This window comes from Specibacter sp. AOP5-B1-6 (assembly GCF_052376555.1).
In the GTDB taxonomy this organism is placed as follows: domain Bacteria; phylum Actinomycetota; class Actinomycetes; order Actinomycetales; family Micrococcaceae; genus Specibacter.
Genome location: NZ_JBQSVT010000026.1, coordinates 1 through 24,530 on the forward strand (window position 1 = coordinate 1; position 24,530 = coordinate 24,530).

At 62.9% G+C, this 24,530-nt stretch carries 20 protein-coding genes and 1 tRNA gene; 11 read left to right on the top strand and 10 right to left on the bottom strand.

Annotation, left to right across the window (positions count from 1 at the left end):
• Positions 1 to 155: 155 nt before the first annotated feature.
• Together ACT3TS_RS13310 and ACT3TS_RS13315 are read right to left on the bottom strand one after the other, a co-directional pair.
• Positions 156 to 1,187, bottom strand: coding sequence for a LacI family DNA-binding transcriptional regulator (locus ACT3TS_RS13310; RefSeq protein WP_444531999.1), 1,032 nt, complete (start codon positions 1,185 to 1,187; stop codon positions 156 to 158).
• 21 nt (positions 1,188 to 1,208) lie between these two features.
• Positions 1,209 to 2,975 carry a glycoside hydrolase family 13 protein gene (locus tag ACT3TS_RS13315; protein WP_444532000.1) on the bottom strand — a complete coding sequence of 589 codons (1,767 nt, stop codon included), beginning with the start codon at positions 2,973 to 2,975 and terminating at the stop codon, positions 1,209 to 1,211.
• Positions 2,976 to 3,283: 308 nt separating this feature from the next.
• Between ACT3TS_RS13315 and ACT3TS_RS13320 the strand changes: the two genes are divergently transcribed.
• The 5 genes from ACT3TS_RS13320 (at position 3,284) to ACT3TS_RS13340 (ending at position 10,625) form a co-directional block, all read left to right on the top strand.
• The gene (locus ACT3TS_RS13320; RefSeq protein ID WP_444532001.1) at positions 3,284 to 4,582 is read left to right on the top strand and encodes a sugar ABC transporter substrate-binding protein; all 1,299 of its coding nucleotides are present in this window, start codon (positions 3,284 to 3,286) and stop codon (positions 4,580 to 4,582) included.
• Between the two features lie 198 nt (positions 4,583 to 4,780).
• On the top strand, positions 4,781 to 6,319 hold the full coding sequence (locus ACT3TS_RS13325) for an ABC transporter permease subunit (protein WP_444532033.1): 1,539 nt from the start codon (positions 4,781 to 4,783) through the stop codon (positions 6,317 to 6,319).
• On the top strand, positions 6,316 to 7,230 hold the full coding sequence (locus tag ACT3TS_RS13330; RefSeq protein ID WP_444532002.1) for a sugar ABC transporter permease: 915 nt from the start codon (positions 6,316 to 6,318) through the stop codon (positions 7,228 to 7,230). Before ACT3TS_RS13325 ends, ACT3TS_RS13330 begins: the two co-directional genes overlap by 4 nt.
• Before the next feature lie 2 nt (positions 7,231 to 7,232).
• Positions 7,233 to 9,158: a glycoside hydrolase family 13 protein gene (locus ACT3TS_RS13335; RefSeq protein ID WP_444532003.1), complete on the top strand. Its 1,926-nt coding sequence runs from the start codon at positions 7,233 to 7,235 to the stop codon at positions 9,156 to 9,158.
• Between the two features lie 69 nt (positions 9,159 to 9,227).
• A complete protein-coding gene (locus ACT3TS_RS13340) occupies positions 9,228 to 10,625 on the top strand; it encodes an FAD-binding oxidoreductase (protein WP_444532004.1) in 1,398 nt (465 codons plus the stop codon).
• Between the two features lie 222 nt (positions 10,626 to 10,847).
• Here ACT3TS_RS13340 and ACT3TS_RS13345 read toward each other — a convergent pair whose 3' ends face one another.
• From ACT3TS_RS13345 to ACT3TS_RS13360, 4 genes are all read right to left on the bottom strand, one after another.
• Entirely contained in the window at positions 10,848 to 12,215 is a 1,368-nt protein-coding gene (locus tag ACT3TS_RS13345; protein WP_444532005.1) for a DUF4032 domain-containing protein, read from the bottom strand.
• Between the two features lie 92 nt (positions 12,216 to 12,307).
• On the bottom strand, positions 12,308 to 13,411 hold the full coding sequence (locus ACT3TS_RS13350; RefSeq protein WP_444532006.1) for an ABC transporter ATP-binding protein: 1,104 nt from the start codon (positions 13,409 to 13,411) through the stop codon (positions 12,308 to 12,310).
• Positions 13,412 to 13,564: 153 nt separating this feature from the next.
• A complete protein-coding gene (gene otsB, locus ACT3TS_RS13355) occupies positions 13,565 to 14,350 on the bottom strand; it encodes a trehalose-phosphatase (protein ID WP_444532007.1) in 786 nt (261 codons plus the stop codon).
• On the bottom strand, positions 14,347 to 15,804 hold the full coding sequence (locus ACT3TS_RS13360) for an alpha,alpha-trehalose-phosphate synthase (UDP-forming) (RefSeq protein WP_444532034.1): 1,458 nt from the start codon (positions 15,802 to 15,804) through the stop codon (positions 14,347 to 14,349). Before ACT3TS_RS13360 ends, otsB begins: the two co-directional genes overlap by 4 nt.
• A gap of 188 nt (positions 15,805 to 15,992) precedes the next feature.
• Here ACT3TS_RS13360 and ACT3TS_RS13365 point away from each other — a divergent pair, with 188 nt between their 5' ends.
• Positions 15,993 to 16,898 carry a DsbA family protein gene (locus ACT3TS_RS13365; protein ID WP_444532008.1) on the top strand — a complete coding sequence of 302 codons (906 nt, stop codon included), beginning with the start codon at positions 15,993 to 15,995 and terminating at the stop codon, positions 16,896 to 16,898.
• 108 nt (positions 16,899 to 17,006) lie between these two features.
• Positions 17,007 to 17,080, top strand: a tRNA-Thr gene (locus ACT3TS_RS13370).
• A 179-nt stretch (positions 17,081 to 17,259) separates the two neighbouring features.
• On the opposite strand, the gene ACT3TS_RS13375 is transcribed toward ACT3TS_RS13370, so the two are convergent.
• From ACT3TS_RS13375 to ACT3TS_RS13385, 3 genes are all read right to left on the bottom strand, one after another.
• Positions 17,260 to 18,402, bottom strand: a complete 1,143-nt coding sequence (locus ACT3TS_RS13375) for a site-specific integrase (protein WP_444532009.1) — start codon at positions 18,400 to 18,402, stop codon at positions 17,260 to 17,262.
• Positions 18,403 to 18,523: 121 nt separating this feature from the next.
• Positions 18,524 to 18,739, bottom strand: a complete 216-nt coding sequence (locus ACT3TS_RS13380; protein ID WP_062292601.1) for a helix-turn-helix domain-containing protein — start codon at positions 18,737 to 18,739, stop codon at positions 18,524 to 18,526.
• A 121-nt stretch (positions 18,740 to 18,860) separates the two neighbouring features.
• A complete protein-coding gene (locus ACT3TS_RS13385) occupies positions 18,861 to 19,130 on the bottom strand; it encodes a winged helix-turn-helix domain-containing protein (protein ID WP_444532010.1) in 270 nt (89 codons plus the stop codon).
• Positions 19,131 to 19,384: 254 nt separating this feature from the next.
• On the opposite strand from ACT3TS_RS13385, the gene ACT3TS_RS13390 reads away from it, so the two are divergent.
• Both ACT3TS_RS13390 and ACT3TS_RS13395 read left to right on the top strand, forming a co-directional pair.
• A complete protein-coding gene (locus ACT3TS_RS13390) occupies positions 19,385 to 20,230 on the top strand; it encodes a GIY-YIG nuclease family protein (protein WP_444532011.1) in 846 nt (281 codons plus the stop codon).
• Between the two features lie 167 nt (positions 20,231 to 20,397).
• Positions 20,398 to 20,901 carry a hypothetical protein gene (locus ACT3TS_RS13395; protein WP_146213115.1) on the top strand — a complete coding sequence of 168 codons (504 nt, stop codon included), beginning with the start codon at positions 20,398 to 20,400 and terminating at the stop codon, positions 20,899 to 20,901.
• On the opposite strand, the gene ACT3TS_RS13400 is transcribed toward ACT3TS_RS13395, so the two are convergent.
• Complete coding sequence (locus ACT3TS_RS13400; protein WP_444532012.1) at positions 20,849 to 21,178, bottom strand: ArsR family transcriptional regulator; 330 nt, start codon at positions 21,176 to 21,178, stop codon at positions 20,849 to 20,851. The genes ACT3TS_RS13395 and ACT3TS_RS13400 overlap by 53 nt on opposite strands.
• A gap of 99 nt (positions 21,179 to 21,277) precedes the next feature.
• On the opposite strand from ACT3TS_RS13400, the gene ACT3TS_RS13405 reads away from it, so the two are divergent.
• Together ACT3TS_RS13405 and ACT3TS_RS13410 are read left to right on the top strand one after the other, a co-directional pair.
• Entirely contained in the window at positions 21,278 to 22,351 is a 1,074-nt protein-coding gene (locus ACT3TS_RS13405; protein ID WP_444532013.1) for a hypothetical protein, read from the top strand.
• An 818-nt stretch (positions 22,352 to 23,169) separates the two neighbouring features.
• Entirely contained in the window at positions 23,170 to 24,201 is a 1,032-nt protein-coding gene (locus tag ACT3TS_RS13410; protein WP_444532014.1) for a C40 family peptidase, read from the top strand.
• Positions 24,202 to 24,530: the final 329 nt, after the last annotated feature.

Sequence of the window (24,530 nt, forward strand, 5' to 3'; positions counted from 1 at the left end):
CAGGTCGAGGCCCCACACCACCAGGTGTGGGGCCTCCCTGCACTTAACCCCACCCAACACCGCCAACCAACAGTCAGCCACCAACCAAAACCACCACACGGCCGCCCAGTGCGGCCACACCCATTTAATGCACAGTCAGTTAGCGCGTGAACGGCTCACTCCACGGGCGGAATGGCCGTACTGGTCCGCACCACAAGCTTCGTGGGGAATTCCTCTGCCACAGGTTCGTACGGGGTGGTCCCGTCCTGGGTTGACTGCTCCAGCCGGGCCAGAATGCGCTTGGCGGCCAGGGAGCCCTGCCCCCGCGGATTCTGGTCGAACGTTGTCAGCCCGAAAACCTGGCCCAGCTCATGACCGTCAATGCCAATGACTGAGAGTTCCTCGGGGACACGCAAGCCAAAGTCCCTGGCTGCGAGGATCGTGCCGATGGCCATTTCATCCGAGGCGGCGAAGACCGCTGTGGGGCGGACCAGGCCGGCGCCCAGGAGGGCGCGGGCGGTCGCGTAGGCGCCCTGCACGGTGAAGTCGGAGCTCTGCTGCCAAGCCTCTGAAGTGGGCAGGCCAGCGTCCTGCATGGCCATTTGGTAGCCGCTTCGCCTGGTCCCGGGCAATTTGAAGTCGGCGTCGTACTCGTGGTCCCCGCCAATGTGCGCAATACGCGTGTGGCCGAGCCCGATCAAATGCTCCGTGGCCCTTTTCGCCAGATGAAAATCGTCCACTCGCAGGCTGTCGGCTCCGGGGAGCGGCCCGCCAATGCCGAGCACGGGTCGGTGTATCGCCAGCAGCTGGCCGACCTCGGCCTCGGTGAGTTCCAGCGAAACTGCTATGACGGCGTCGAGCCTTTTCCGCAGCAGGAAATCTGTGAGGATGGTGGCGCGGTGGCTTTCATTTTGGCTGGTGGTGTACAGCGTGAGGTCGTAGCCGGCTTCGAGGAGCTCGGCGGAGGCACCGTCGATGACCGAGGAGTAGAACCATCGGTTCACTCCGGGGACCACGATGCCGATGTTGTGGTTTCGCCCGGAGGCCAGGCTGGAGGCCGCATAGGACAGGACGAACCCCAGCTCCGCGGCGGCGTCCTGGGCGAGCTTCCGGCTCTTGGCCGAGACGCTTCCCCTGCCGCCCAACGCACGTGAAACCGTGGCTATGGACAGCCCGGAAAGTTCCGCAACCTCTTTGATGCCGGCCACTTTATCGCCCCTCGAATTTGATCAGAGTTTCAGCCAGACGGCCTCGGACGATTCTAGCTGAGAGGATTCGCCGAGCTCGGGAAGTGAACGGGCAATGACGGCGCCCGCGGGCAATGGCAGGGGGTCGCTGCCGGTGTTGATGAGCACCAGGATGTCGCCGTTGAGGAATGCCAGCGTATCCGCCGTGCAGTAGTCCTCGGCCCACTGCAGCGATCCGGTGCCCAGCTTGAGCTCGCTCCGGATCCGCAAGGCCTGGCGGTACAGGGAGAGGTGCGACGCCGGGTCGCCGGCCTGGGTGTCGCGGGCGTAGCTTTGCCAGTCCGAGGGTTGGGGAAGCCAGGGCGCGGCCGGGGCAGTGGCGCCGTCGCTGAAGCCGGCAGCCTGGCTGCCGCTGCGCCACGGCAGCGGGATGCGGCAGCCGTCACGGCCAAGCCGTTCGCCGCCGGTGCGGGCAAAGGTGGGATCCTGGCGCGCCTCGTCGGGCAGCGTGGTGTGGTCCGGGAGGCCCAGTTCCTCGCCCTGGTAGAGGTAGCAGGCGCCCGGCAGGGCCAGCATGAACAACGACGCCGCGGCCGCACGTTGGCGACCCAGCTCCAGATTGGGTTGTGCGTCGCCAGATCCGACGCCGTCGCCGTCGCGGGGACCACCGCCGTCGTACCCGAAGCGGGTGGCATGCCGGACGACGTCGTGGTTGGAGAGCACCCAAGTGCTGGTGGCACCCACGGCATCAAAGGCGTTGAGGGAGGTCTCGACGACGTGGCGCAGTGCAGGCGCCGAGAAGCCGGTTGTCAGGTACGGGAAGTTGAAGGCCTGGTGCATCTGGTCGGGGCGCACCCAATCGGCCATGCGTTCGAGAGGGTCCACATTGGCTTCGGCGCAGAGGATCCGTTCGGGACCGTATTCGGCCAGGACCTCGCGCCAGCGGCGATAGATGTCGTGCAGGGCCGGCTGGCCAAACATGGGGGCAAGGTGTCCGGGGAAGCCCTCGGAGCTGCCGCCCCACGCCGTGCCGCCCCAATCGGGCAGGCCGGCCGCCTTCACCAGGGCGTGGGCCACGTCCACCCGGAAGCCGCGCACGCCGCGGTCAAGCCAGAACCGCAGGACGCGTTCAAACTCTGCCTGGACGGCGGGGTTGTCCCAGTTGAAATCCGGCTGGGTGCCGTCAAAGAGGTGCAGGTACCACTGGCCGGCCGTGCCGTCCCCGGCAACAACCCGCGTCCAGGCCGGACCGCCAAAGTGCGACTGCCAGTTGTTGGGCGGCAACGAACCCTCCGGGCCCCGGCCGTCGCGGAACATGAACATCTCCCGCTCCGCGCTGCCGGGGGAGGCCGCCAGGGCTGCCTGGAAAAGAACGTGCTGATCCGAGCAGTGGTTCGGAACCAGGTCGATGATCACGCGCAGCTGCAGGGCGGCTGCCTTGTCCATGAGCCGGTCGAAATCGGCCAGGGTGCCAAAGAGCGGGTCAACCTCGCAGTAGTCGGACACGTCGTAGCCGGCGTCGCGTTGCGGGGACCGGTAGAACGGCGATAGCCAGACGGCGTCGACGCCGAGCTCGGCCAACTGTTCCAGCTCAAGGGTGATGCCGGCCAGGTCCCCGACCCCGTCGCCGTCGCTGTCGCGGAAGGAGCGCGGGTAGACCTGGTAAATCACGGAATCCGCCGACCAGTGCTGCGCACCCCCGGGTGCGGCCGCATGAACCGGCGTCAAGCGGCCGGAAAAAGTGGCGGAAGCAGCTGCGGAGGCGGGAACAACGGCGGGGACAACGAGGTCCGGAGAGATGACAGGCATGGCACCACTCTAGGGGACTGGGTCACAGAATGAAAACGTTCTCAAAAATTCCGCTGAAAGTTGGAAGCGCAGCGTGGCGACGCGAAGTTCCCCGCAACTGCGGGCCGTGACAAGCGCTGGCGGATCAGCCCGCGGGCGCCCAAGCTGCAGTGATTTGAGCGCCCGAGGATATTTCGTCCTGCGTGGCCACTTCTTTTTGGAACCGTTTACATGTATCTTGGAAAATGCTTGCCCGTTGTGAGGTAAGCCACTGATGTGATTTTTGCCTGCAACGCCCCACGGGCGCCGGGCTCCAGAAAGGGACACCAATGAAGTTGCCTAATACAAGTGCCACCCCGGTCAGCCGCCGCGTCTTTGCCGTGGGCGCGCTGACAGCAGTCGGCGCCCTCGCGCTCAGCGCCTGCGGCGGCGACACCAAGGCGTCAAGCCCTGAATCGGCCGCACCGCAGGACTTGGCCGCCGGCGGCGCCTCCACGATCACCATGTGGGTGGACGCGGAACGCGCCCCGGCGCTGAAGGACATCGCGGCAAAGTTCAAGACCGACACAGGCATCGAAGTAAAGCTCGTCATCAAGGACTTCGCCGCCGTCCGCGACGACTTCATCACCCAGGTTCCCACGGGCAAGGGCCCGGACCTGATCGTCGGCCCGCACGACTGGGTAGGCAAGTTTGTGCAGAACGGCGTCATCGCACCGGTCGAGCTGGGCGAGAAGTCTGCGTCCTTCTCCGCGACGGCCGTCAAAGCCATGACCTTCAAGGGCTCAACCTACGGCGTCCCGTACTCGGTTGAAAACATTGCACTGCTGCGCAACACGGCGCTGCTGCCTGCCGCCGTCACCACCTTTGACGAGGTGATCGCCGCCGGCCAGGGCGTGGTTGATGCGGGCAACGCCAAGTACTCCTTCCTCGTGGGCCTTGACCCCAAGCAGGGCGATCCCTACCACCTGTATCCGCTGCAGACCTCGATGGGTTCGGCCGTGTTCGGTCTGGACGCCGAGGGCGGCTACGACCCCAAGAACCTCGTCCTGGGTGAGCCGGCCGGCGTCGAATTTGCCAAGAAGCTGGTGGAATGGGGCGACTCCGGTGCCAAGGTCCTGAACTCCAACATCACCGGCGACATTGCCAAGGAAGAGTTCAAGAACGGCAAGAGCCCGTACTTCCTGTCCGGCCCGTGGAATGTCCCGGACCTGCAGAAGGCCGGCATCAAGCTGGCCGTTGACCCGCTGCCCACCGCCGGCGACAAGCCTGCACAGCCGTTTGTCGGCGTCAACGGCTTCTTCATCAGCGCCAAGAGCGCCAACGCGCTGGCCACGACGGAATTTGTCACGAACTACCTGACCACCGAGGCAGCCCAGGACTCGATGTTCACGGCAGGCGGGCGCCCGCCGGCCCTGAAGACGTCCTTCGACAAGGCCGCCTCCGACCCGATTGTGGAGGCCTTCGGCAAGATCGGCGACAACGGCGTGCCCATGCCCGCCATCCCCGAAATGGATGCCGTCTGGAACGACTGGGGAGCCACCGAACTGGACCTGATCAAGGGCAAGGGCGATCCGGCCACCGACTGGCACAAGATGGCGGCAACCATCAAGACCAAGATCGGCGCATAAGCGCCATTGCCAGCAGCGGTGTGTGGCTCACGGGCCGGGAGCCCGCGCGCCACACACCGTTTTGACCAGCTTGAACCCCTGCAAGAGGACAGCCACGTGACGTTAGTTTCCAAATCCACCCACGACGCCGGACCCGCACCCCGGGCCGGCGGCGACCAGCAACCGCCGCAACGGCGGGCAACGAAGAAGCCCCGCGGCATGGAATCGCTCCGTGGCACCCTGGTCAAGGTGGTGTTGTTGGGCCTGGTGGATGCTTTCGCCGTCTTCGTCATGATCACGTTGTTCTTGAACGAATCATGGGCCATCCTGGCCATTGCCGCCGTCGTCACGCTGGTGGTGAACTGGATTTACCTGCGCAAGGGCGGGCTGCCGGCCAAATACCTGGCCCCCGGCGTCTTCTTCCTGGTCGTCTTCCAGGTCTTCGTCGTCCTTTACTCCGGCTACATTGCGTTCACCAATTACGGCGACGGGCACAACAGCAGCAAGGATGACGCCATCTCGGCGATCCAGATGACGGCGCAAAAGCGCGTGGCCGATTCCCCCGCATTTAAAACGACTGTGCTTAAACAAAATGGTGAGCTGGTGTTGATGTTCACCAACCCCGACGGCACCATCACCGTCGGTTCCGCCACGGAACCGCTGACGCCGGTCACCGACGCAACGCTTGACGCTACCGGCAAGGCGGTGTCCCTGCCCGGCTATGACACCTTGAACTTTGCCCAAATTGTGGCCAACCAAAATGATATTCTGGCCATCTCCGTTCCGGTCTCGGCAGACCCGGCCCAGGGCAGCCTGCGCACGGCCGACGGCAGCACAGCCTACGCGTTCAAGCCGAGCATGGTCTACGACGCAGCCACCGACACGTTCACGGATGCGGAAACGGGCGCCACCTTTACCGACAACGGCGAAGGCGCCTTTGCCAGCGCGAACGGCGAGCGGCTGGCCACCGGTTGGAAGATCAACGTGGGCTTCGACAACTTCGTGCGGGCATTCACCGACCCCAATCTGCGCGCACCGCTGCTGAACGTGATCGCCTGGACGTTCACCTTTGCCATCGTCTCGGTGATCCTGACCTTCAGCCTTGGCCTGTTCCTGGCCATCACCTTCAACCGCGACGACCTGCGCGGCAAGAAGGTCTACCGGGTGTTGATGATCCTGCCCTACGCCTTCCCGGCATTCCTCTCCGGCCTGGTGTGGTCGGGCATCCTGAACCCCCAATTTGGCTGGCTGAACCAGACACTGTTGGGAGGGGCGGAAATTGGCTGGCTGACGGATCCGGTGCTGGCCAAGATCAGCGTCCTGGTGGTCAACCTGTGGCTGGGCTTCCCCTACATGTTCCTGGTGTGCACGGGCGCCCTGCAGTCGCTGCCCGTCGAACTCGACGAAGCAGCCCGCGTCGATGGCGCCGGTGCCTGGCGGATCTTCCGCTCCATCAAGCTGCCGCTGCTGCTGGTCTCGATCGCCCCGCTGCTGATTGCCTCCTTCGCGTTCAACTTCAACAACTTCAATGTCATCTACATGCTGACCGGCGGCGGGCCGCGTTTTGAGGACACCACCCGGGACATTGGCTCCACGGACATCCTCATCACGCTCGTGTACAAGGTGGCGTTTGGCCAGGGCACCGGGCGCGACTACGGCCTGGCCAGCGCCCTGGCAATCGTCATCTTCATCATTGTGGCCACCGTTTCGGCCATCAGCTTCAAGCAGACCAAGGCACTTGAGGAAGTGAACCGATGAGCACCACCACCATTCCCGTGCAAACCGCAACAGAGCCGCCGCAGGCCAAGCGCCGCCCCTTGGGTGTCTGGTTCAAGGACAAGGGCTGGCGCCACCTGGTGGGCGTGCTGGTCACACTCTTTGCCATCTTCCCGCTGCTTTATGTGCTCTCCGCCGCGCTGAACTCCAACGGCACCCTGGCCGGCACGAAGGGCCTGTTCACCCGCATCGACGTCGGCAACTTCGTGAACTTGTTCAACGACCCGGCACGCCCCTTTGGCCGCTGGTTCATCAACACCCTCGTGATCGGCGTGGTCACCTCGGCCGCGACCGTCTTCCTCGGTGCCATGGCGGCCTACGCCTTTTCCCGCATGCGCTTCAAGGGCCGCCGGATGGGCCTGCTCTCGCTGCTCCTGCTGCAGATGTTCCCGCAGCTGCTCGCCGTCGTCGCAATTTTCCTGCTGCTCAGCGGCATCTCCGACGTCATCCCCGCCCTCGGCCTGGGCAGCCAGCTGGGCTTGATCATGGTCTACCTCGGCGGCGCGCTCGGCGTGAACACCTACCTCATGTACGGCTTTTTCAACACGATCCCGCAGTCGCTGGATGAGGCCGCCAAGATAGACGGTGCCTCCCACCTGCAGATCTTCTTCGGCATCATTTTGCGCCTGGTCACCCCCATCCTGGCCGTCGTAGCGCTGCTCTCGTTCATCGCCATCTCCAGCGAGTTCGTCATCGCCTCCGTGGTGCTCACCGATCCCGACTCGCAAACCCTGGCCGTGGGACTGTATTCCTTCGTCGCCGACACCCGCTCCAAGAACTGGGGCATCTTCTCCGCCGGCGCAGTTTTGGCCGCCGTGCCTGTCATGGCCCTCTTCCTGTTCCTTCAGCGATACATTGTCAGTGGATTGGTTCAAGGCGGAGTAAAGGGATAAACATGGCTTTTCAGCAACCCCACCACGACGGTTCAGCTCTTTACGTGGGAAGTTCGACGCCGGAACTTGGCGAACGCTGCACGCTGCGGTTGCGCGTGCCGCAAGAATGGGGCACGGCCTCGCGGGTGTGGGTGCGCAGCGTCCAGGATGCCGAGCCCCGCTACGACGAGGCGAAGGTTGTTGGCAGCGCCGACGGCTGGGTGTGGTGGGAAGCGTCCATGCTGCACGTCAACCCGGTGGCGCTGTACAGATTTGTCATCGAGGTTGCCGGCGCCGAGATTGCCGGTGCCGGGGCGGCCGGCGCAGGGGTTGCCGGCGCCGAGATTGCCGGTGGCGGGGCGGACGGGCCCGTCTACTGGCACCTGAACAACGCCGGCCTGCACAACCGCGACACCTCCGACTACAACGACTTCCGGGTCACCACGGCCAACGACGCCCCGGCGTGGTCGCGCGACGCCGTGATGTATCAGGTGTTTCCCGACAGGTTCGCCCGCTCCGCGCAGGCTGCGGACAGGGCCACCCCCGAATGGGCCGTGGCCTGCGCCTGGGACACGCCAGTGGAGGGCCGCGGCACGGATGTTGCCCGGCAGTTTTACGGCGGAGACCTCGACGGGGTCACCGGCAGGCTGGACGAACTGGCGGCACTGGGCGTCGACATTGTCTACCTGACACCGTTCTTCCCCGGCCGCTCCAACCACCGCTACGACGCCTCAACATTCATGGAAGTTGACCCGCTGCTCGGCGGCGACGCGGCGCTGATCCGGCTGGTCGAGGCCGTCCACGCCCGCGGCATGAAGGTCATGGGCGACCTCACGGCGAACCACACTGGCGATGCCCACGAGTGGTTTACCCGGGCGCAGGCGGACCCGGCCAGTGTTGAAGCCGGTTACTTTTACTTCAACGAGGACCACAGCGATTATGAGAGCTGGTGGGGCGTGAAGTCGCTCCCCAAACTGAACTGGGCCTCGCCCGCCCTGCGCGAAGCGTTCGTCACCGGCGAGGACTCGGTGGTGGCGCACTGGCTCAAGCCGCCGTTCAACCTCGACGGCTGGCGGATCGACGTCGGCAACATGACCGGCCGCCTGGGCGCACAGGACATCAACAAGGAGGTCGCCGCCCTCATCCAACGGCGGATCCTGGAGATCAACCCGGATGCGCTGCTCCTGGGTGAGGAAACCTCAGACGCCGGTGCCGACGTCGACGGTTTCGGCTGGCAGGGCGCCATGACGTATTCCAACTTCACCCGGCCGATGTGGCAGTGGCTGGGCGACCCCAATGCGCGCGTGGACTTTTTTGGCACCCCGCTGGCGGGCCCCAACAAGGTGGCGGCCGACGTCGTGTTGGCCACGCACCGGGACCTCTCCAGCGCGTTCAGCTGGCCCGTGCGCAATGCCACCATGAACGCGCTGAACACGCATGACACGGCGCGCGCGGCAAGCGTCATGATTCCGGGCGGGCCCGTGGTTGCCGCCGCCATGTCGATGCTGCTGCCGGGCATTCCGGTCATTTTTGCCGGCGACGAGTTTGGCCTGGAGGGGTGGAACGGTGAGGCATCGCGCACGCCGATCCCGTGGGACGAGCCGGAGCGCGTTGTTACGGATTTGCGGGCCCCGTACGCGGCCCTGACCCGGCTCCGGCATGACAGTCCCGCCGTGGCTGCCGGCGGCATGCGCTGGCTGATGGCCGACGGCGACGTGCTGGCGTTTGTACGCGAGTCGGCGCAGGAGTCGCTGCTGGTCGTTGCCGTGCGGGCCGATGTTGCCGGTCTTGGCCTTGATGCGCTGGGGCTCGACGCCGCCGCGATTGCCGCCGCCAACGCCGGGCCGGTATTCAGTACAGGTGAGCTAAAAAGTTCGACGGCGGGTCTTTCCCTGACCGGGCCGGGCGCCTATGTGTGGCGGCTGCCGGGGATCGACGTCCCAGCCTGATCCGCTGCGGGTGTGGGCCTCCTAGACTGGAGGGCACACACTGGCAACGACGGAAGGTCTGCAACGGTCATGGCAGGACACGAGCCACAGCTCAACGAAACATTCGCCGCGGAGCTGCGCAAGTCCCTGCGTGGTGACCAGCTCAGCGCCAGCCCGGCCGATCTGCGAAGCCATGCCACCGACCAGGGGCCAGTGACCGACTATCACGAGCCCGCCGTCGTCGTCTGGGCCGAAAGCATTGCCGACGTCCAAGCGGTGGTGCGGGCAGCGGCTGCGCACAACGTCCCGCTGGTGGCGCGCGGCGCCGGCACTGGGGTCTCCGGCGGCGCCCACGCCACTGCGGGTTCCGTGGTGCTGGAGCTGACCCGGATGAACACGATTCTTGAAATCAACGCCGAAGATGAGATTGCGCGGGTTGAACCGGGCGTCATCAACGGGGACCTGAACGACGCCGTGGCGGAACACGGGCTCATGTTTGCCCCCGATCCGGCCAGCTACAAGATCTCAACCATTGGCGGCAACATTGCCACCAACGCGGGCGGGCTGCGCTGCGCCAAATACGGCGTCACCCGCGACGCCGTGCTGGCCCTGGACGTGGTCCTTGCCGACGGCTCCTTGATCCACACCGGCCACCGGACGTTCAAGGGTGTGGCCGGCTACGACCTGACGAGCTTGTTTGTGGGTTCGGAGGGCACGTTGGGCATTGTTGTGGGTGCCACGGTGCGGCTGAAGTACCTGCCGGCCATTGTGCGCACCCTGGCAGTGTTCTTCCCCGACGTGCAGTCGGCCGCTGCCGGTGTGCTGGCACTGGGGGCCGCGCGGGTGCAGCCGTGCATTTTGGAATTGCTGGACGGGCAGGCGCTGCGGGAACTCGATTTCCGCAACGGCAGCAACCTGTCCCAGCGCGGCAACGCACTCCTGCTCATCCAATTCGACGGCCTGGCCGCCGAACAGGAGGAAACCCTGGCCGCGGCGGCCCTGTCGGAGAGTGGCGGCAATGTCAGCCGCGAGGACCCGGCCGAGGCGCAGCGGCTGGTGGATCTGCGGCGCAACAACCGCGGCCTGGACATGGACGCCGAGAACCGGGTGGGGGAGGACGTGGCCGTGCCCCGCTCACAACTTGTCCACTACATCACCGCCCTGGAGGAAATGGCCGTCCGCCACGGCGTGAACCTGCAGGTGATTGCCCATGCCGGCGACGGCAACCTGCACCCCACGTTTTCGGTTCCGGGGATGGACGCCATCAGCATCAAGGCACTCAACGACGCCCTGGACGAGTCCATCGACAAGGCGCTTGAACTGGGCGGCACGATTACCGGCGAACACGGGATCGGGCAGTACAAGCTGCGCTGGCTGCCGCTGGAGCAGGCGGAACAGGTGCTGGAGCTCCAGCGCAACATCAAGGCGCTGTTCGACCCCCAGGGCATCTTGAACCCCGGCAAGGCCATCCCGCCCGCCACCTCATAAACCCTCTCGCAGCAAAGGCTACTTTTACACGAACGCTGTCGCAGCAATGGCTACTTTAACACGAACGCTGTCGCAGCAACTGCCGTGCGCGCAACGGTGCCTGCGAGAGGGTTTGGAACAAACACGCCATTGCTGCGAGAGCGTCGCCAAAAAACTGACCATTGCTGCGAGAGGGTTGGTGGTGGGGGCTATTGGGGTTGGGACGTTGGACGGCGTGGGCGGTTAGTCTTCGAAGGCGGCGTCGGGGAGGACTCCGCCCTCCAGCATCTTGATGGTGTCCGTGTCGGTGCTGAGCATGATGGCGTCCTCATCCCTGCGGTAGCGCAGGATGGTGTCCACATACGACTGCACGGCCTCCGCCAGGGGCACATTGCGTTCCTCCTGCTGGGACTTGTACCAGCGGTGCTCCAGGACTTCGTGGACCACCTCGGCCGGTTCCAGCTTGCCGCCGAGCTCGCGCGGAATGGACCGCACAATGGGCTCAAAGATGGAGCTGACCCATTCATGGGCGCTGATTTCCTCGTCCTTGTCCGGTGCCACGTCGTTGCGGAAGGAGTCCATGTCGTTGAGCAGGCGGCGGGCCTGGTTTTCCTGGGCGTCCAGCCCGGTCAGGCGCAGCAGCCGGCGCTGGTGGTGTCCGGCGTCGACGACCTTGGGCTGCAGCTGGATGGTGGAGCCGTCGGGCGTGGTCTTGATGGCGTACTCCTCAACATCAAAGCCAAGCTCGTTCAGGCGCCGGATGCGGGCACCCACACGCCAGCGCTCACCCAGTTCGAAGGACTCCTTTTCCGTCAGCTCCGTCCAGAGCCGGCGGTAGCTTTCCATGATGAGTTCGCTGGTGGCCACGGGATCCACCTTTTCCTCAATGAGCCCGCCCTCGAGCAGGTCCATAAGCTCGCCGGCAATGTTGACGCGGGCAATTTCAAGGTCGTACTCGCGCTGCCCGGTGGACAGGTCCGGATACAGCTCGCCGGTCTCGGCATCCACCAGGTAGGCGGCAAAGGCGCCGGCGTCGCGGCGGAACAAGGTGTTGGACAGCGACACGTCGCCCCAGTAGAAGCCGACCAGGTGCAGGCGGACCAGCAGCAGGGCCTGGGCATCGATCAGGCGGGTCAGGGTGTCGCGGCGCAACTTCTGGGAAAACAAGGCGCGGTACGGCAGCGAAAATTTGAGGTGGCGGGTGACGAGCACGGGGTCCAGGGGCGCACCGGACGGGGTGGTGCGGCCGCTGATCACGGCGACCGGCTCCACGCACGGCACGTCGAGGCGGGCCAGCTTGCGCAGCATGTGGTATTCGTGCCGGGCCACGTGCTCGGACGTTTCCTTGATGGCAATGACGGAGCCGTCCAGGTGGGCGAACCGGACCACGTGCCGGGAGATGCCGCGGGGCAGGGCCGCCAGGTTGGCTGCGGGCCATTCCTCGAGCGTGATGTGCCAGGGCAGGTCCAGCAGGCCGGGGTCGGCGGTGGCGGCGGTGATGTTCAGCGAGCCCATCACCTGCGGCGGCGGGGCGCTTAGCCGGGGCAGCTTGCCGATCTGTTCAAAGTCTGTCGGCTCGTCGTTCCACTTGGCGCCTGGTTGCTCAGTCATAGTACAAATTCTCTCTTAAAAGGAGCAGCGCGGCTGCCTGCCGGAAAATGTCCAGCAGGCAGCCGCGCCACTAAGTCACGAACCCGTGGGTGTTACGCCTCGCGGGTGATCGACTTGTCGCCCAGGCGGGCGCCCGAGGTGGCGTCGAAGAGGTGCACGTGGCCAACCTGCGGGCGGACGTGGATGGTGTCGCCCTTCATCGGTGGGCGGCGGCCGTCGACACGCAGGACCATGTCGCGCTCGTTGCCGTCGATGATGGCGTGGCCGTACACGTAAGCGTCGGCACCCAGCTCCTCGACGACGTCGGCCTCAACAGCCAGGCCCTCGCCGGTGCCGACAATCTCGAGGTCTTCGGGACGGACACCAATGGTGACGGTGTTGCCTGCGGCTTCACCGAGGACGGCGGAAGGCACGGGGTAGATTGATCCACCGAACTTCACACCGCCGTCGACCACGGGCAGTTCGAGCAGGTTCATGGCGGGGGAGCCGATGAAGCCGGCGACGAACACGTTCTGCGGGGCGTCGTAGAGGTTGCGCGGGGTGTCAACCTGCATCAGCAGGCCGTCCTTGAGGACTGCAACGCGGTCACCCATGGTCATGGCCTCGACCTGGTCGTGGGTCACGTAAACGGTGGTGACGCCCAGGCGGCGGGTCAGGGATGCGATCTGGGTGCGGGTCTGCACACGCAGCTTCGCGTCCAAGTTGGAGAGGGGCTCATCCATGAGGAACACCTGCGGGTTGCGCACGATGGCGCGGCCCATGGCAACACGCTGGCGCTGGCCACCGGAGAGTGCCTTCGGCTTGCGGTCCAGGTACGCCTCAAGGTCAAGAAGCTTTGCGGCTTCCTTCACGCGGGTGGCGCGCTCTTCCTTGGGGATGCCGGCGATCTTCAGGGCGAAGCCCATGTTGTCGGCGACGGACATGTGCGGGTACAGCGCATAGTTCTGGAAAACCATGGCGATGTCGCGGTCCTTCGGCGGAACGTCCGTGACGTCGCGGTCGCCGATCAGGATGCGGCCGGCGTTGACATCTTCGAGGCCGGCGAGCATGCGCAGTGAGGTGGACTTGCCGCAACCGGAGGGGCCGACGAGAACCAGGAATTCGCCATCGGCGATGTCGATGTTGAGCTTGTCAACAGCCGGCTTGGTGGTGCCCGGGTAGATTCGGGTTGCATTGTCAAAAGTTACTGTAGCCACAGCAATAAATCCCTTCATCGGCAGGTACGTGCCGAACGATCCGTTGTGAATGGTTGTTATTCAGCAGCCCAAAAACCACCAATGCGGTTGGTGGGCTGACATATGAAGTATGACACATTTGCCCCGCCGTCCGCATGTCCGCCATGATTCGCGTCACATTGTTGCGGGCAGCTGCGCCGTGCGGGCCTCGAGCAGCAGCTCCAGGAGCTCGGGCAGTTCGCTTTCGGCGGGGATGCGGAACGCGGCCGACGTCTCGCCAGGGCCCACCTTGACACCAAGGTCGCCGGGCAGGAGGGCCGCAAAGGCGTGCTCGTCGGTCACGTCGTCACCGGCAAAAAATGTTGCCGTGGCGCCGCTGAAGGTCCGCAGGGCGGTCAGGCTTTGGCCCTTGTTGGCGTTCAGCACCGAAATTTCCAGCACCATCTTGCCGGTCGTGATGTGGAAGGCGGGGTCGCCGGCCAGCTCCCGGCTGACAAGGTCGACGGCGGCACGCCCGTCAGCCTCATTCGCCAACCTGTAGTGCAGGACGACGCCGGCCGGCTTTTGTTCCGCAACCGTGCCCGGGAACGCCGTGGTGGCCCGGGCGACGGCGGCACGCGCCTGGGTGAGCGCGTCCAGTTGGGCTGTGGTCAGCTCCAGCGCGGGGGAGTCGGGCCCCCACCAGGTTTCGGCGCCGTGGCTGCCCACCAGCAGTGTCGGTGCCGGAGGGGCGGCGACCGCACGCAGGCTGGCCAGCGCGCGCCCGGACACGAGGGCCGTCGTCGTGCCTTCCAGTGTTGCCAAGGCTGCGAGTGCCGCGGCGGACCGGGGCAGCGGGCGGGCGTCTTCGGCGCGGCTGACGAGCGGGGCCATGGTGCCGTCGAAGTCCAGGGCCAGCAGCAGGTGCGGCGTCCGGGCGATGCGGAGGACGGCCTCGCGCAACCCTGCGGGCAGGGTCATACCGGCTCGGCCTCCGTTTGCAGCGTGGTCAGGAAATCCTCGCTCCAGCGCTGGACGTCGTGGGTCAGGATCTGCCGGCGCATGGCGCGCATGCGGCGGCTGGATTCGGCCGGGGACAGGTTGACGGCGCGCACGATGGTGGACTTGAGCCCGTCGATGTCGTGCGGGTTGACCAGGAGGGCGGATTTGAGCTGGTCGGCGGCGCCGGCAAACTCGCTCAGGACCAGGGCGCCGGTGTTGTCGCCGCGGGCCGCAACGTACTCCTTGGCGACGAGGTTCATGCCGTCGCGCAGGGCGGTGACGAGCATGACGTCGGCGGCCAGGTACAGGGCCACCATCTCCTCGACCGGGTAGCTGTGGTGCAGGTAGCGGACGGCCGTGTTTTGGATGGTGTCATGCTGGCCGTTGATGCGCCCCACGATGCCTTCAACGTCTTCGCGCAGCTGCTTGTATGTTTCCACGCGCTCGCGGCTGGGGCTGGCGACCTGGATCAAGGCGGCGTCCTCGACCTTGATGGTTTTTTCGGTGAGAAGTTCCCCGTAGGCCTTGAGCCGGTGGGTGATGCCCTTGGTGTAGTCGAGCCGGTCCACGCCGAGCAGGATGGTCTTGGGGTTGCCGAGGTCCTCACGGATTTGCTTGGCGCGGGCAATCACGTCCGGATTGGCTGCGAGTTCCTGGATTTGGCCGACGTCGATGGAGATCGGGAATGGTGCGGCACGGGAAATGTGCACCACCTTGCCGTCCTGGTCCTTGGACTGGACCTGGGCGGCCTTGACGCCGGCGCCGACAAAGCGGCGGGCCGAGCGCAGGAAGTTGGCGGTGTCGCTGGCGCGCTGGAAGCCGACCAGATCGGCTTCAAGCAACCCGGAGATGATCTCCTTGCGCCAGGGCAGCTGGGCAAAGATCTCCGGGGGAGGGAAGGGGATGTGGTTGAAGAAGCCGATGCGCAGATCGGGGCGCAGCTGGCGCAGGTAGCGCGGCACGAGCTGCAGCTGGTAGTCCTGCACCCAGACCGTGGCGCCCTTCGCGGCGGCGCCGGCCGCGGCGTGGGCGAAGCGCTGGTTGACGGTGCGGTAGGCGTCCCACCAGGTGCGGTGGAATTCCGGCGGGGCAATGACGTCGTGGTACAGCGGCCAGAGCGTCGAGTTGGAGAAACCCTCGTAGTACAGCTCCACCTCTTCGGCGGACAGACCGACGGGGATGAGGTCCATGTTGTCGTGGTGGAAGGGCTCCAGCGCCTCGTCGGGGGCGCCGTGCCAGCCAACCCAGGCGCCACCGCGGCTGGCCATGACGGGGGCCAGCGCGGTGACGAGACCTCCGGGGGAGCGCCGCCAGCCGTCGTCGGACTCTTCCTGGGGGACCCTGTCCACGGGAAGCCGGTTGGACACGACAATGAAGTCTGAATTGCCAGGGTGAAGGGCAGGTTTACCATTGGATTCTTTAGGCACGTGCAACTCCCATGGGTAGATCTCGGCTTTGTGCCAGCTTAGCTTGCGGGGAGAAATCCGTGTCATGTGGCGGTAATGCCGTGCATGCGTGGTGCTGACGGTCATCTTTGGGCGTTCTCCAAGGTTCCTCCCCTAGGATGGTCAAGAAGTTGCCGGTAAACGGCCTTTTTTCATGTCCAAAGACTCGAGGAACTATGAGCCCCAAAAACGAACCGCGGTTGACCAAGGCTGAACGCACGGCACAGGCCCGGGCACAGGCAAAGATTATTCGTGATGCCCAGCTGAAAAAGGAAAAGCGCAACAGTTGGCTGATCCGCGGTGGTGTTTTGGTTGCGGCCGTGGCCGTGGTGGTCATTATCGCCTTGATTGTCATCAACACGCAGAAGGCCAACGAGCCGATTGCCGAGACCGGCGCGGTGCCTGCCAATGCCAACTCGTACGGCGGCGTGACGGTGGGCAAGGGCGGTGCCGTCATTGCTCCGACGACCACGGAAAAGACCGTGGACATGAACTCTGTTCCGCCGATGCCGACGGCGGCGCCCACCTCGGTGGCGGAGCCCGACAAGATTGGTGTCAAGGCGTCGGCGTCCGGCGAGCCCGCCCAGGTGGTGCTGTACCTGGACTTCATGTGCCCGGCCTGCAACTCCTTTGAGACGAACTACGGCCCCGAGCTGAACAAGCTGCGCGACGAGGAAAAGATCACGGTCGAGTACCGTCCGCTGCCGTACCTTGACCGTTTCTCCTCCGGAACGAACTACTCCTCCCGCTCGGGCGCCGCGGCTGCCTGCGTGGCGGACCAGTCACCGGAGAAGTACAAGGCATTCGTCGACTCCCTGTACACGAACCAGCCTGCAGAAAACAGCAAGGGCCTGGACAACGCGAAGCTGGGGAAGCTGGCCACCGAGGCCGGCGCGGCGGACATCAGCAGCTGTGTTGATGCCAAGACGTTCCGCCCGTACGTTGCCTACACGGGGGCCATTGCCTCCTCGGCCGGCGTCAATGCCACGCCCACGGTCTTTGTTGACGGGCAGCAGTGGATGCCGGAGGAAGTCAAGGACTTCAGCACCTTCCTGAACACCGTGGTGGACGCCAAGAAGTAGGCATTTGCCCCGATGATGCCGGCCCCTCCCACCGCTTGGCGGTGGGAGGGGCCGGTTTTCTTTTTCGTCGGGGCGTACGGTAGCCTTGTCTAGCGCTTGATTGCGTTTGCCTCCTTAGCTCAGCTGGCCAGAGCACCGCTCTTGTAAAGCGGGGGTCATCAGTTCGAATCTGATAGGGGGCCCAAAAAGCTCGGATTTACAGGGATTTTGGAAGTGAGAATGGCCCCAAAAGGGGCCATTTTCAACTTAACTCATTAAAAACTCATTAAATTGGGCCCTCTTTTTGGGGTTGAGGGTTCGCTGATTACGGCGGTTTGTCGACAGTGGTCGACAATGTTGAGGCTCAGCGCGGCAAAACCGATCATTCCTCGGCGTCAGAGTCGGAGGCTTCGGGCTGGGCCTGAAGTGGCTTTTTCGCTTCGATGGCCAGGGGAGAAGCGAATCCATCGAGAGCTGCGCGGGTGTCCAGAGCTTCCTTGTATTCCTCGATGTAGTGCTCTTGGGTCATCGCGATTTTTGAATGCCCGAGTTGGTAGGCGGCGGCTTCGGCACCCATGGATCTCGCGATGACGGTGGCATTGGACTTTCTCAGGGTCCTGAAGGTGACCCAGTCGTAGCCGATGCTATCCGCGGCCTTCCGCCAGACCTTGCCCACGTTGTTTGCATCGATGAGGGTACCGGTGGACGAGGGAAAGACGAGGTCTATTGGATTCGGCGAACTGGCATTTTCCTGGCGCACTAGCCTCTTTCGAAGTTCGACAACCAAGAACGCCGGCAGCGTCAGGCGGCGGACGCCGTGTCTGGACTTCGGATGGTCCTGAATCCTCACACCGCCGCTGGTGGTTCTGATCACCGTGGCGCTGATCGACACCGTGGGCGGGTCGGATTCCAAATCGATGTCCTCCCAGTGGAGCGCGAGGAGTTCGCCGGGGCGAAGCCCTGTGCCGACAAGGAAGTCTGCGATTTCGTGTAGTTCTTGCATGCGGGGCCTGCCGAGGGCAGGTGCCTGCTCCCAGGCGATGAGTTTGCGGCGCAGGTCTTGATATTGCGTCATGTCGAGCGCCTTGGGCTTTGCTGTCGAGTTCTTGGGGATGGAAACGCCGACGACGGGGTTTACAGTGACTGCGTCGTGGCGGAGCGCAACCTTGAACATCCACGACAGCACAGCCCCGCATGACCTGGCGGTGGACGAACCGACGTCCGAGACGAGCGTCCGGATGAAATGGTCAACGACTCCGGAAGTCACTTCGCTAATGCGGACAGAGCCGAGAGCTGGTTTGATGTATTTCTTCACGCAATATGAGTACTTATCCTTTGTGCGGTCTGCCTTGTCGGAGGCTTCCATTTCAACGAGAAATACGTCAATGAGCGTGTTAACTCTGTCCTTAGCAGACACGACTCCATACCGGGGTGTTTGGCGTTCCTTTAGCTTCACTTGAATGTTGCGCTGGGCCGCAGTAGACGATGGGCCACGTGCCTCGACCAGCCGAAGCGCGCCGTCCATGTCGCGATAGTAGGCGCGGGCGCGCCAAGAATGGGGTGTCATCCGTTTTGTCCGAATAACACCCCAGTTTCCCAAGGGGATGGGTAACCTGGACATGATGATTCCGTCGGTTCTGCAGGGCTTACGGATCCGACCGGAGCGAGAGCCAAGCTTCAAAGTCTTCCTTGCTGACGCGCAGGTGACGACCGATCCGGTAGGCGTGCGGACCGATACCCTTCGCGCGCCACTGGTAGAAGGTCTGCAGCGGAATCTGCAATTCGCTGCAGATCTCCGTGGGGGAGAGCCACTGAGTGGTGTCGGAATCGATGTGACGGCTGTTCTGGGTGGAGATGCTCATGTCGGTACCTTGCCTTCAATCTTGCCGGCGGCTGAGTGCCGGAAGGATGGATTCGATACCTAACCATGGCTGGAAATGACTTTTACTACGTGACCGCAATCTTTGCCGAGGTATACCCGGCTCATAGCCAAGGCGAAAAGAATTGGCGCGCCTGCGCTATTTCGGCGACAATCGTGGGTATGTCCACGGTAAATATTGGCCGGGAATCGGCGGAAGGGGAACCAGTCACTCTGATGATGCCGGCGTCTGACAGGATACCGATTTCCTTGGTCAACGTGACTGGACTTATGGCCAGCCCGACAGCAAGGTCTTCGGCCGTTGCAGGTCCGAGGCTCGCCAGCATGTGGACGATTCGGCCACGCCTCAGATTCATTAAAATTGAAGGTTCCATGGAAACGCTCCCTGGCGGCGCACACGACGCGTGCCGATTGGATCTGTCTAACGAAAAATCTACTCTCACTTAACCATGGTGTAAATGCTGCTAAACGACATGACTGAGGTAGGCGGATGTGTTGGCAGGAGGCAACTGACCGCAGCAAGAAGAAGTCGACGGCAGGCCGGTGTCGCATGACATGGAGGCGTGCAAGCGCCGCAACGTTGCTCGACGCGTAAACCCCGTTCTGATAGGGCGCTAAACTCGGCCAGGTGACACTACAAACACCATTTATTGGGCAGCTGGTTTTCGCCGACCTCATCGACGCTACGAGAGTCGATCGGCAGAAGGTCTTGCTCCTACGCCACACCTACAATCCCGATGGGCTGACCGGCCCCGCCGATTTGACGCCGGGAAAGATACATGAGTATGTGCGGTGGCAAGGAATCGGCAACAAGATCGGGAAAACGCCGCCCAAATATTGGTTGAACTTCATCGCTGCCGGCGGCCGTCGCTCACGGTTCCTTTTCGCATACGAAAATCACGGAGAAATAGACAACCAGCGGACCGAGGGCATGCACTGTTTCGATCTGCAGCCGTCAACATTCCTCAGCAACCTCAATGAACGGCTGGTGATTGAATGGTCCAAGGACACTGTCAACTGGGCAAAGACGGCCGGGAGTGCGCTCAATTTCGCGGTCACCGAGATCGCCGATGCACGCCCAGAACCTTTTCCCGGCTTTGCCCAGTTGGTCATCCCCTTCAGCGAACTTCCGGCTGTCGTAGCCGATTCGCGCTATGAGCATTGGCGCCAGGCACTGAGCTCCGTCCAAGGCATCTACCTCATCGCAGACACAAAATCAGGACAGTTATATGTAGGCAAGGCCGACGGAGCTCAACGAATCTTGGGGCGCTGGAGCGAGTATGCGAAGACGGGCCATGGTGGCAATGTTGCGCTGCGTGAGCTCAACAGCCTGGACATGGCTCATCGGCAGCACTTCCAGTTCAGCATCTTGCGGGTCTTCAGCCCAGGAGCATCAACCGCCGAAGTTGACGTGGCCGAGAGTCATTTCAAGCATGCCCTTCTCACGCGTCAGTTCGGCCTGAACAGGAACTGACCTCCCGTGGTCCAATGCCAGCACCGCAATGGTGTGTCCACCAAAGGTGGGCCGCGTTATTTAACGCTCTCTTGCAGGGCTGGACGCCACAGACAATACTGGAGAAGACAAAACGGTGAAACCAGATTCTGTTGGCCAACCGGCCCCGCCATCGTGAGGAGTCCGTCTTGAATGCTGGACGCGACGGCAACGCTTCTGAGCTGCCAACGCCTCAGGTGGTCATGGGCAAGCGCATCAACCTGCTCTTGGACGCCGCCGCAGAGAAGCGCGGTTCTGCAGTGCTCTTTCCTGAGATCAAGGCCGAACTAGCGGCTCGCGGCGTGGGCATGTCGCGGGCCCGATGGTTTTACATGAAGGACGGAACAGGGCCACTGGTTAAGGACGAAAAGGTCTTGACGGCCATTTGTGGCATGTTCGACGTTGCTCCGTCGTATCTGCTCGATTTGGATTCCAGCGAACTTCCCGAGAATATCCAGGCCCGGCTTGAATTCGTCAAAGCGCTGAGGGTGGCCCGGATCCAGGCCTTCGCTGCACGTACGTTGGATGACGTTACGCCAGAAACCTTGAACGCGATCGCAGAGTTCCTGAACCATGGCATCCCGGCACCTGATGACCGAACTACCGCTTTGGGGTCGTCAAATGATGAAGATGGGCCTCGAAAAGAACCCTAATACGATCGGGATTGACGAAGTATCTTGGTGCGCGGCCGTGCCGGCGCCCTGGTTCGACATCGGCACCGACGATTCCGGCGCCTTCCAGGAATACTAAGTGCTTGGCCACGCTGGCATCGCTGGCGTCCACATTGGCGACAATTTCCCCGCGAGGCTCTGGGCCGTGCTCAAGCAAATAGAGGATGATGTCATTGCGCGTTTCGTTGCCGAATGTGGTCATCGCAATCCTAGCTTCGGGTGACCAATCCCTGACTACTGGATGCGTGTTTCGTGCCATGTCTTCATTCTGCCCCATAGTTGTCAACAGTGTAAGACTGACCCCTTGACAATATTATCTTGATACTTGCACACTAGAAATATTACATTTTGACGAGGGTTGTCCGCGATCGTTGACCACGCCCAGCCCGCTGGGTCCGGCTCCCGCCGGCACGATCTTGCCGCCACCAACGGTGTCCGCAAGGTTTTCCACGCAGCGCCCAACGGCGTCGCGCTTGATAGTCAAGCAATCTACAAAGCGGTGATCATCATGGGTCCCAGGGCCAGCAAAACTTATGAAGCATTTGGCACCACCACGGCGGAACATTCACTCATCCGACCGCCCGAATACGATATTCCCACTGACCAGCTGATGAGGGCTGTCGAAGGTGTTCGGCCCTACGTCAAGATTCACTTGGGCAGGTTTGGGCTCAGCGAGGACGTTGACGACGTGTTGCAGGACATCCGGTTCGCCGCCTGGCGAGGCGCAATTCGGGGAAGCTACCAAGCGGTTCCCGGGGTGAAGTTTGATGCTTGGGTTCAGGGGATCGCCTGCAACCTGTGCGCCCATCACGCACGGCGGAGCATTGCCAGGTCAACGGTGCCGCTGGATGAGCGATTTGAATCCAAAGTCAACGAGGTGATGGACATCCAGATGACGCGCCTCGAAGAGCAGTCCATCAACCACATCTGGGTCATGGAAATTTTGCAGCTTGTCAAGACGCATGTGCCCGAACGCACTTGGGAACTGGCGTTGGCCAGTCTGTCTGATTGGAAAGACCAGTCTGCCGTGGCGATGACCAAGGACGCGTCGACCAGGACTCGCTGGCACGCGATCTTTGTGGTGCGCCAGATGGCACTGACCATAAGCCACGCAATGGACGTTGAACCGCAGCAGATTGTCGATCTGGCAGCTCTGCGAACCGCCACTGTCGCTGCACTGCCGACGCCGCTGTTCCAGCTCATCGCTAGGGACATTGTCATGCCAGCAGTGGTCCGGAAGACCCGTGCCGCCGCTGTCTCCGGCGTCGCCGAAGAGGCTGGTGTGAGCGTGCGCTACGTGAAGGTACAAATTGGATTGGTACGCGACCTGGTCCTGGCGGCCGAAGAAATCCTCCGTGCCGGCACCTCATGGGCAGGCACCGTCATTGAAACACCCACCGCGCTGATGGACCACACAGTGACCAAGGCCTGAGCAGCTACGCAGCGATGAGGTGGACGCATGAACACGAGATGGCTGACATCAAGGGGCAGGCCAAGTCGACGACGAGCTTGGCTGCTCTTGCTAGTCACTGTTCTGGCTGTGGCCGGAATCGCAGTGGTGTTATCGCTCAGAACCCCAGCGGCGACGCCTGAAGGAAATAGGCAGGCTCCGTCGAGTGCACCCGCGATTTCACATTCGCTTGCGGCGCCGACTGCCGCGGTGTCACCGGCTACAAGTTCGCCGGCAAATCCGCAGCCTGCTCCAGCCGATGAACCTGTCACGTTGGACTTCCGCCAACTGGCTACAGCAGCTGCCACCACCATTTATACGTGGGATACGCGCGAGGCCACATATTCGGAAACCTACGGAAGGATACGTGCCTGGTGGCACGTGCTCCCCGACGGCTCAAACCCCTTGACCGTTTTTGCTGATCAGTTCGAGGCCACGGGGACCAACGCGGCAGCATATGCGTCCCTCACCGGCGCGCATGGACATCGCACGGCCAAGGCTGAGAATTCCACGTGCGACGCGCAACTAGCCCAATTTGTCCAGTATCCCGCGCCGTGGGAAGGTCTTCATGTTTGTACGGTGACCTTGGCTGTGACGGAGCATGCAACCTCGGGCACGAACAGCTATACGGCGCCCATCAGCGTTATGGTGAACTGCCCGCCCGCCGCCACAGCCCCGGCTGATCGCTGTGAAATGGTGGCGTTCTACGCGTCATCGGACAGAATCGTCTACTGATGCCAGCCCCGGCGCTCCTCCTGGGACTGATCAAGAAGCGTGCCGCGCTGCGACTGATTGGAGCGATGGCCAGTGCATTGGTGCTGTGTTGTGTCATGGGATTTTGCGGATCAATCGCTCTGGTGGCCTTCGCATCACAAGGCTCGACCGCAGTCTGTACTGGCGCCGCAAGTGGCCCGGGTGCGGCGGTATCGATCTCGGTCCCGAGCCAGACGCCTGCCATATTCAGTGAGTCCCAAGTTGTGGTGGCGAAGGCTTACATTGCTGTCGGCCGCGCCCTGGGCGTCCCAGATGACGGCATCGTTATTGCCCTGATGATGGGTCTCCAAGAATCCAACCTGCAAATGTTGGCCAACCCATCTGTTCCCGAGTCCCTGAAATTCCCTCACGACGGCGTCGGCAGCGACCATGACTCTATTGGCAGTGCCCAACAGCGCCCTGCGGCAGGTTGGGGGAGTGTCGAGGAACTTATGCAACCGGCCTACAACGCCGAAGCTTTTTATGGCGGGCCGCATGGTCCCAACCAGGGATCGCCGCGGGGTCTGTTGGATATCCAAGGATGGCAACAGATGGACAAAGGCTCAGCCGCCCAAGCAGTCCAAGGATCAGCTTTTCCGGAGCGGTACGCTAAATGGCAGCCCGAAGCTGCAGCCATTCTGGCCGGGTTTGCGATGGCAACGGCACCGGCTGCATGCAGTCCTGAAAAATCGGGCGCCTCCCAACCTGTGCTGCCCTCTGACTTGAGCCAGCTCCGGCGGGAAATCCTCGCCTACGCCCAGGAAGGCGTTGGTGGAGCCTACGTCTGGGGTGGCACAGTATTCAAGGCCTGGGACTGCTCGGGCTACGTGCAGTGGGTCTACGGCAAAGCCGGCATCACGTTGCCACGCACGGAACAGTGGACGGCGGGAACGCCAACCAGCAATCCGCTGCCAGGAGACCTGGTTGTACAGAAACCGGACGGCCCTAACCACTGGGGCCACGTCGGCATCTACGCCGGCAACGGCATGATGTACAGTGCACTGAATCCGGCAGTCGGGACGCTGGTCCACCCCGTGGCCTGGAATACAGGGACTGCATATTTCAAAATATTCGCATGATCGAAACATGTTCAGATTCTAGGCATTGTGGGCGAATGTGGAGATAGCGGGTTGTGGTGGAACTAAAGCTGAAAAAAGCATATAATGCTTTATGTTTCAATTGGAATAGTATTCAACTGTAATCGTGCGGCAAGCAGAGAAGTCTAAGTGCCGGGGGCGATAAGGCTCCGCAATATTTGTATTTGATTGTCGGTAAGGCAGGTTTCAGTTTGACTGTCGGATAGTGCCCTATTGATTACCGGGTCATCTTTGGCCCATTTCGATAGCCGTGCATCGTTAATCCCGTATCTAATGTGCTTAATTGCTGCATCGATCAATTTCGGATCCTT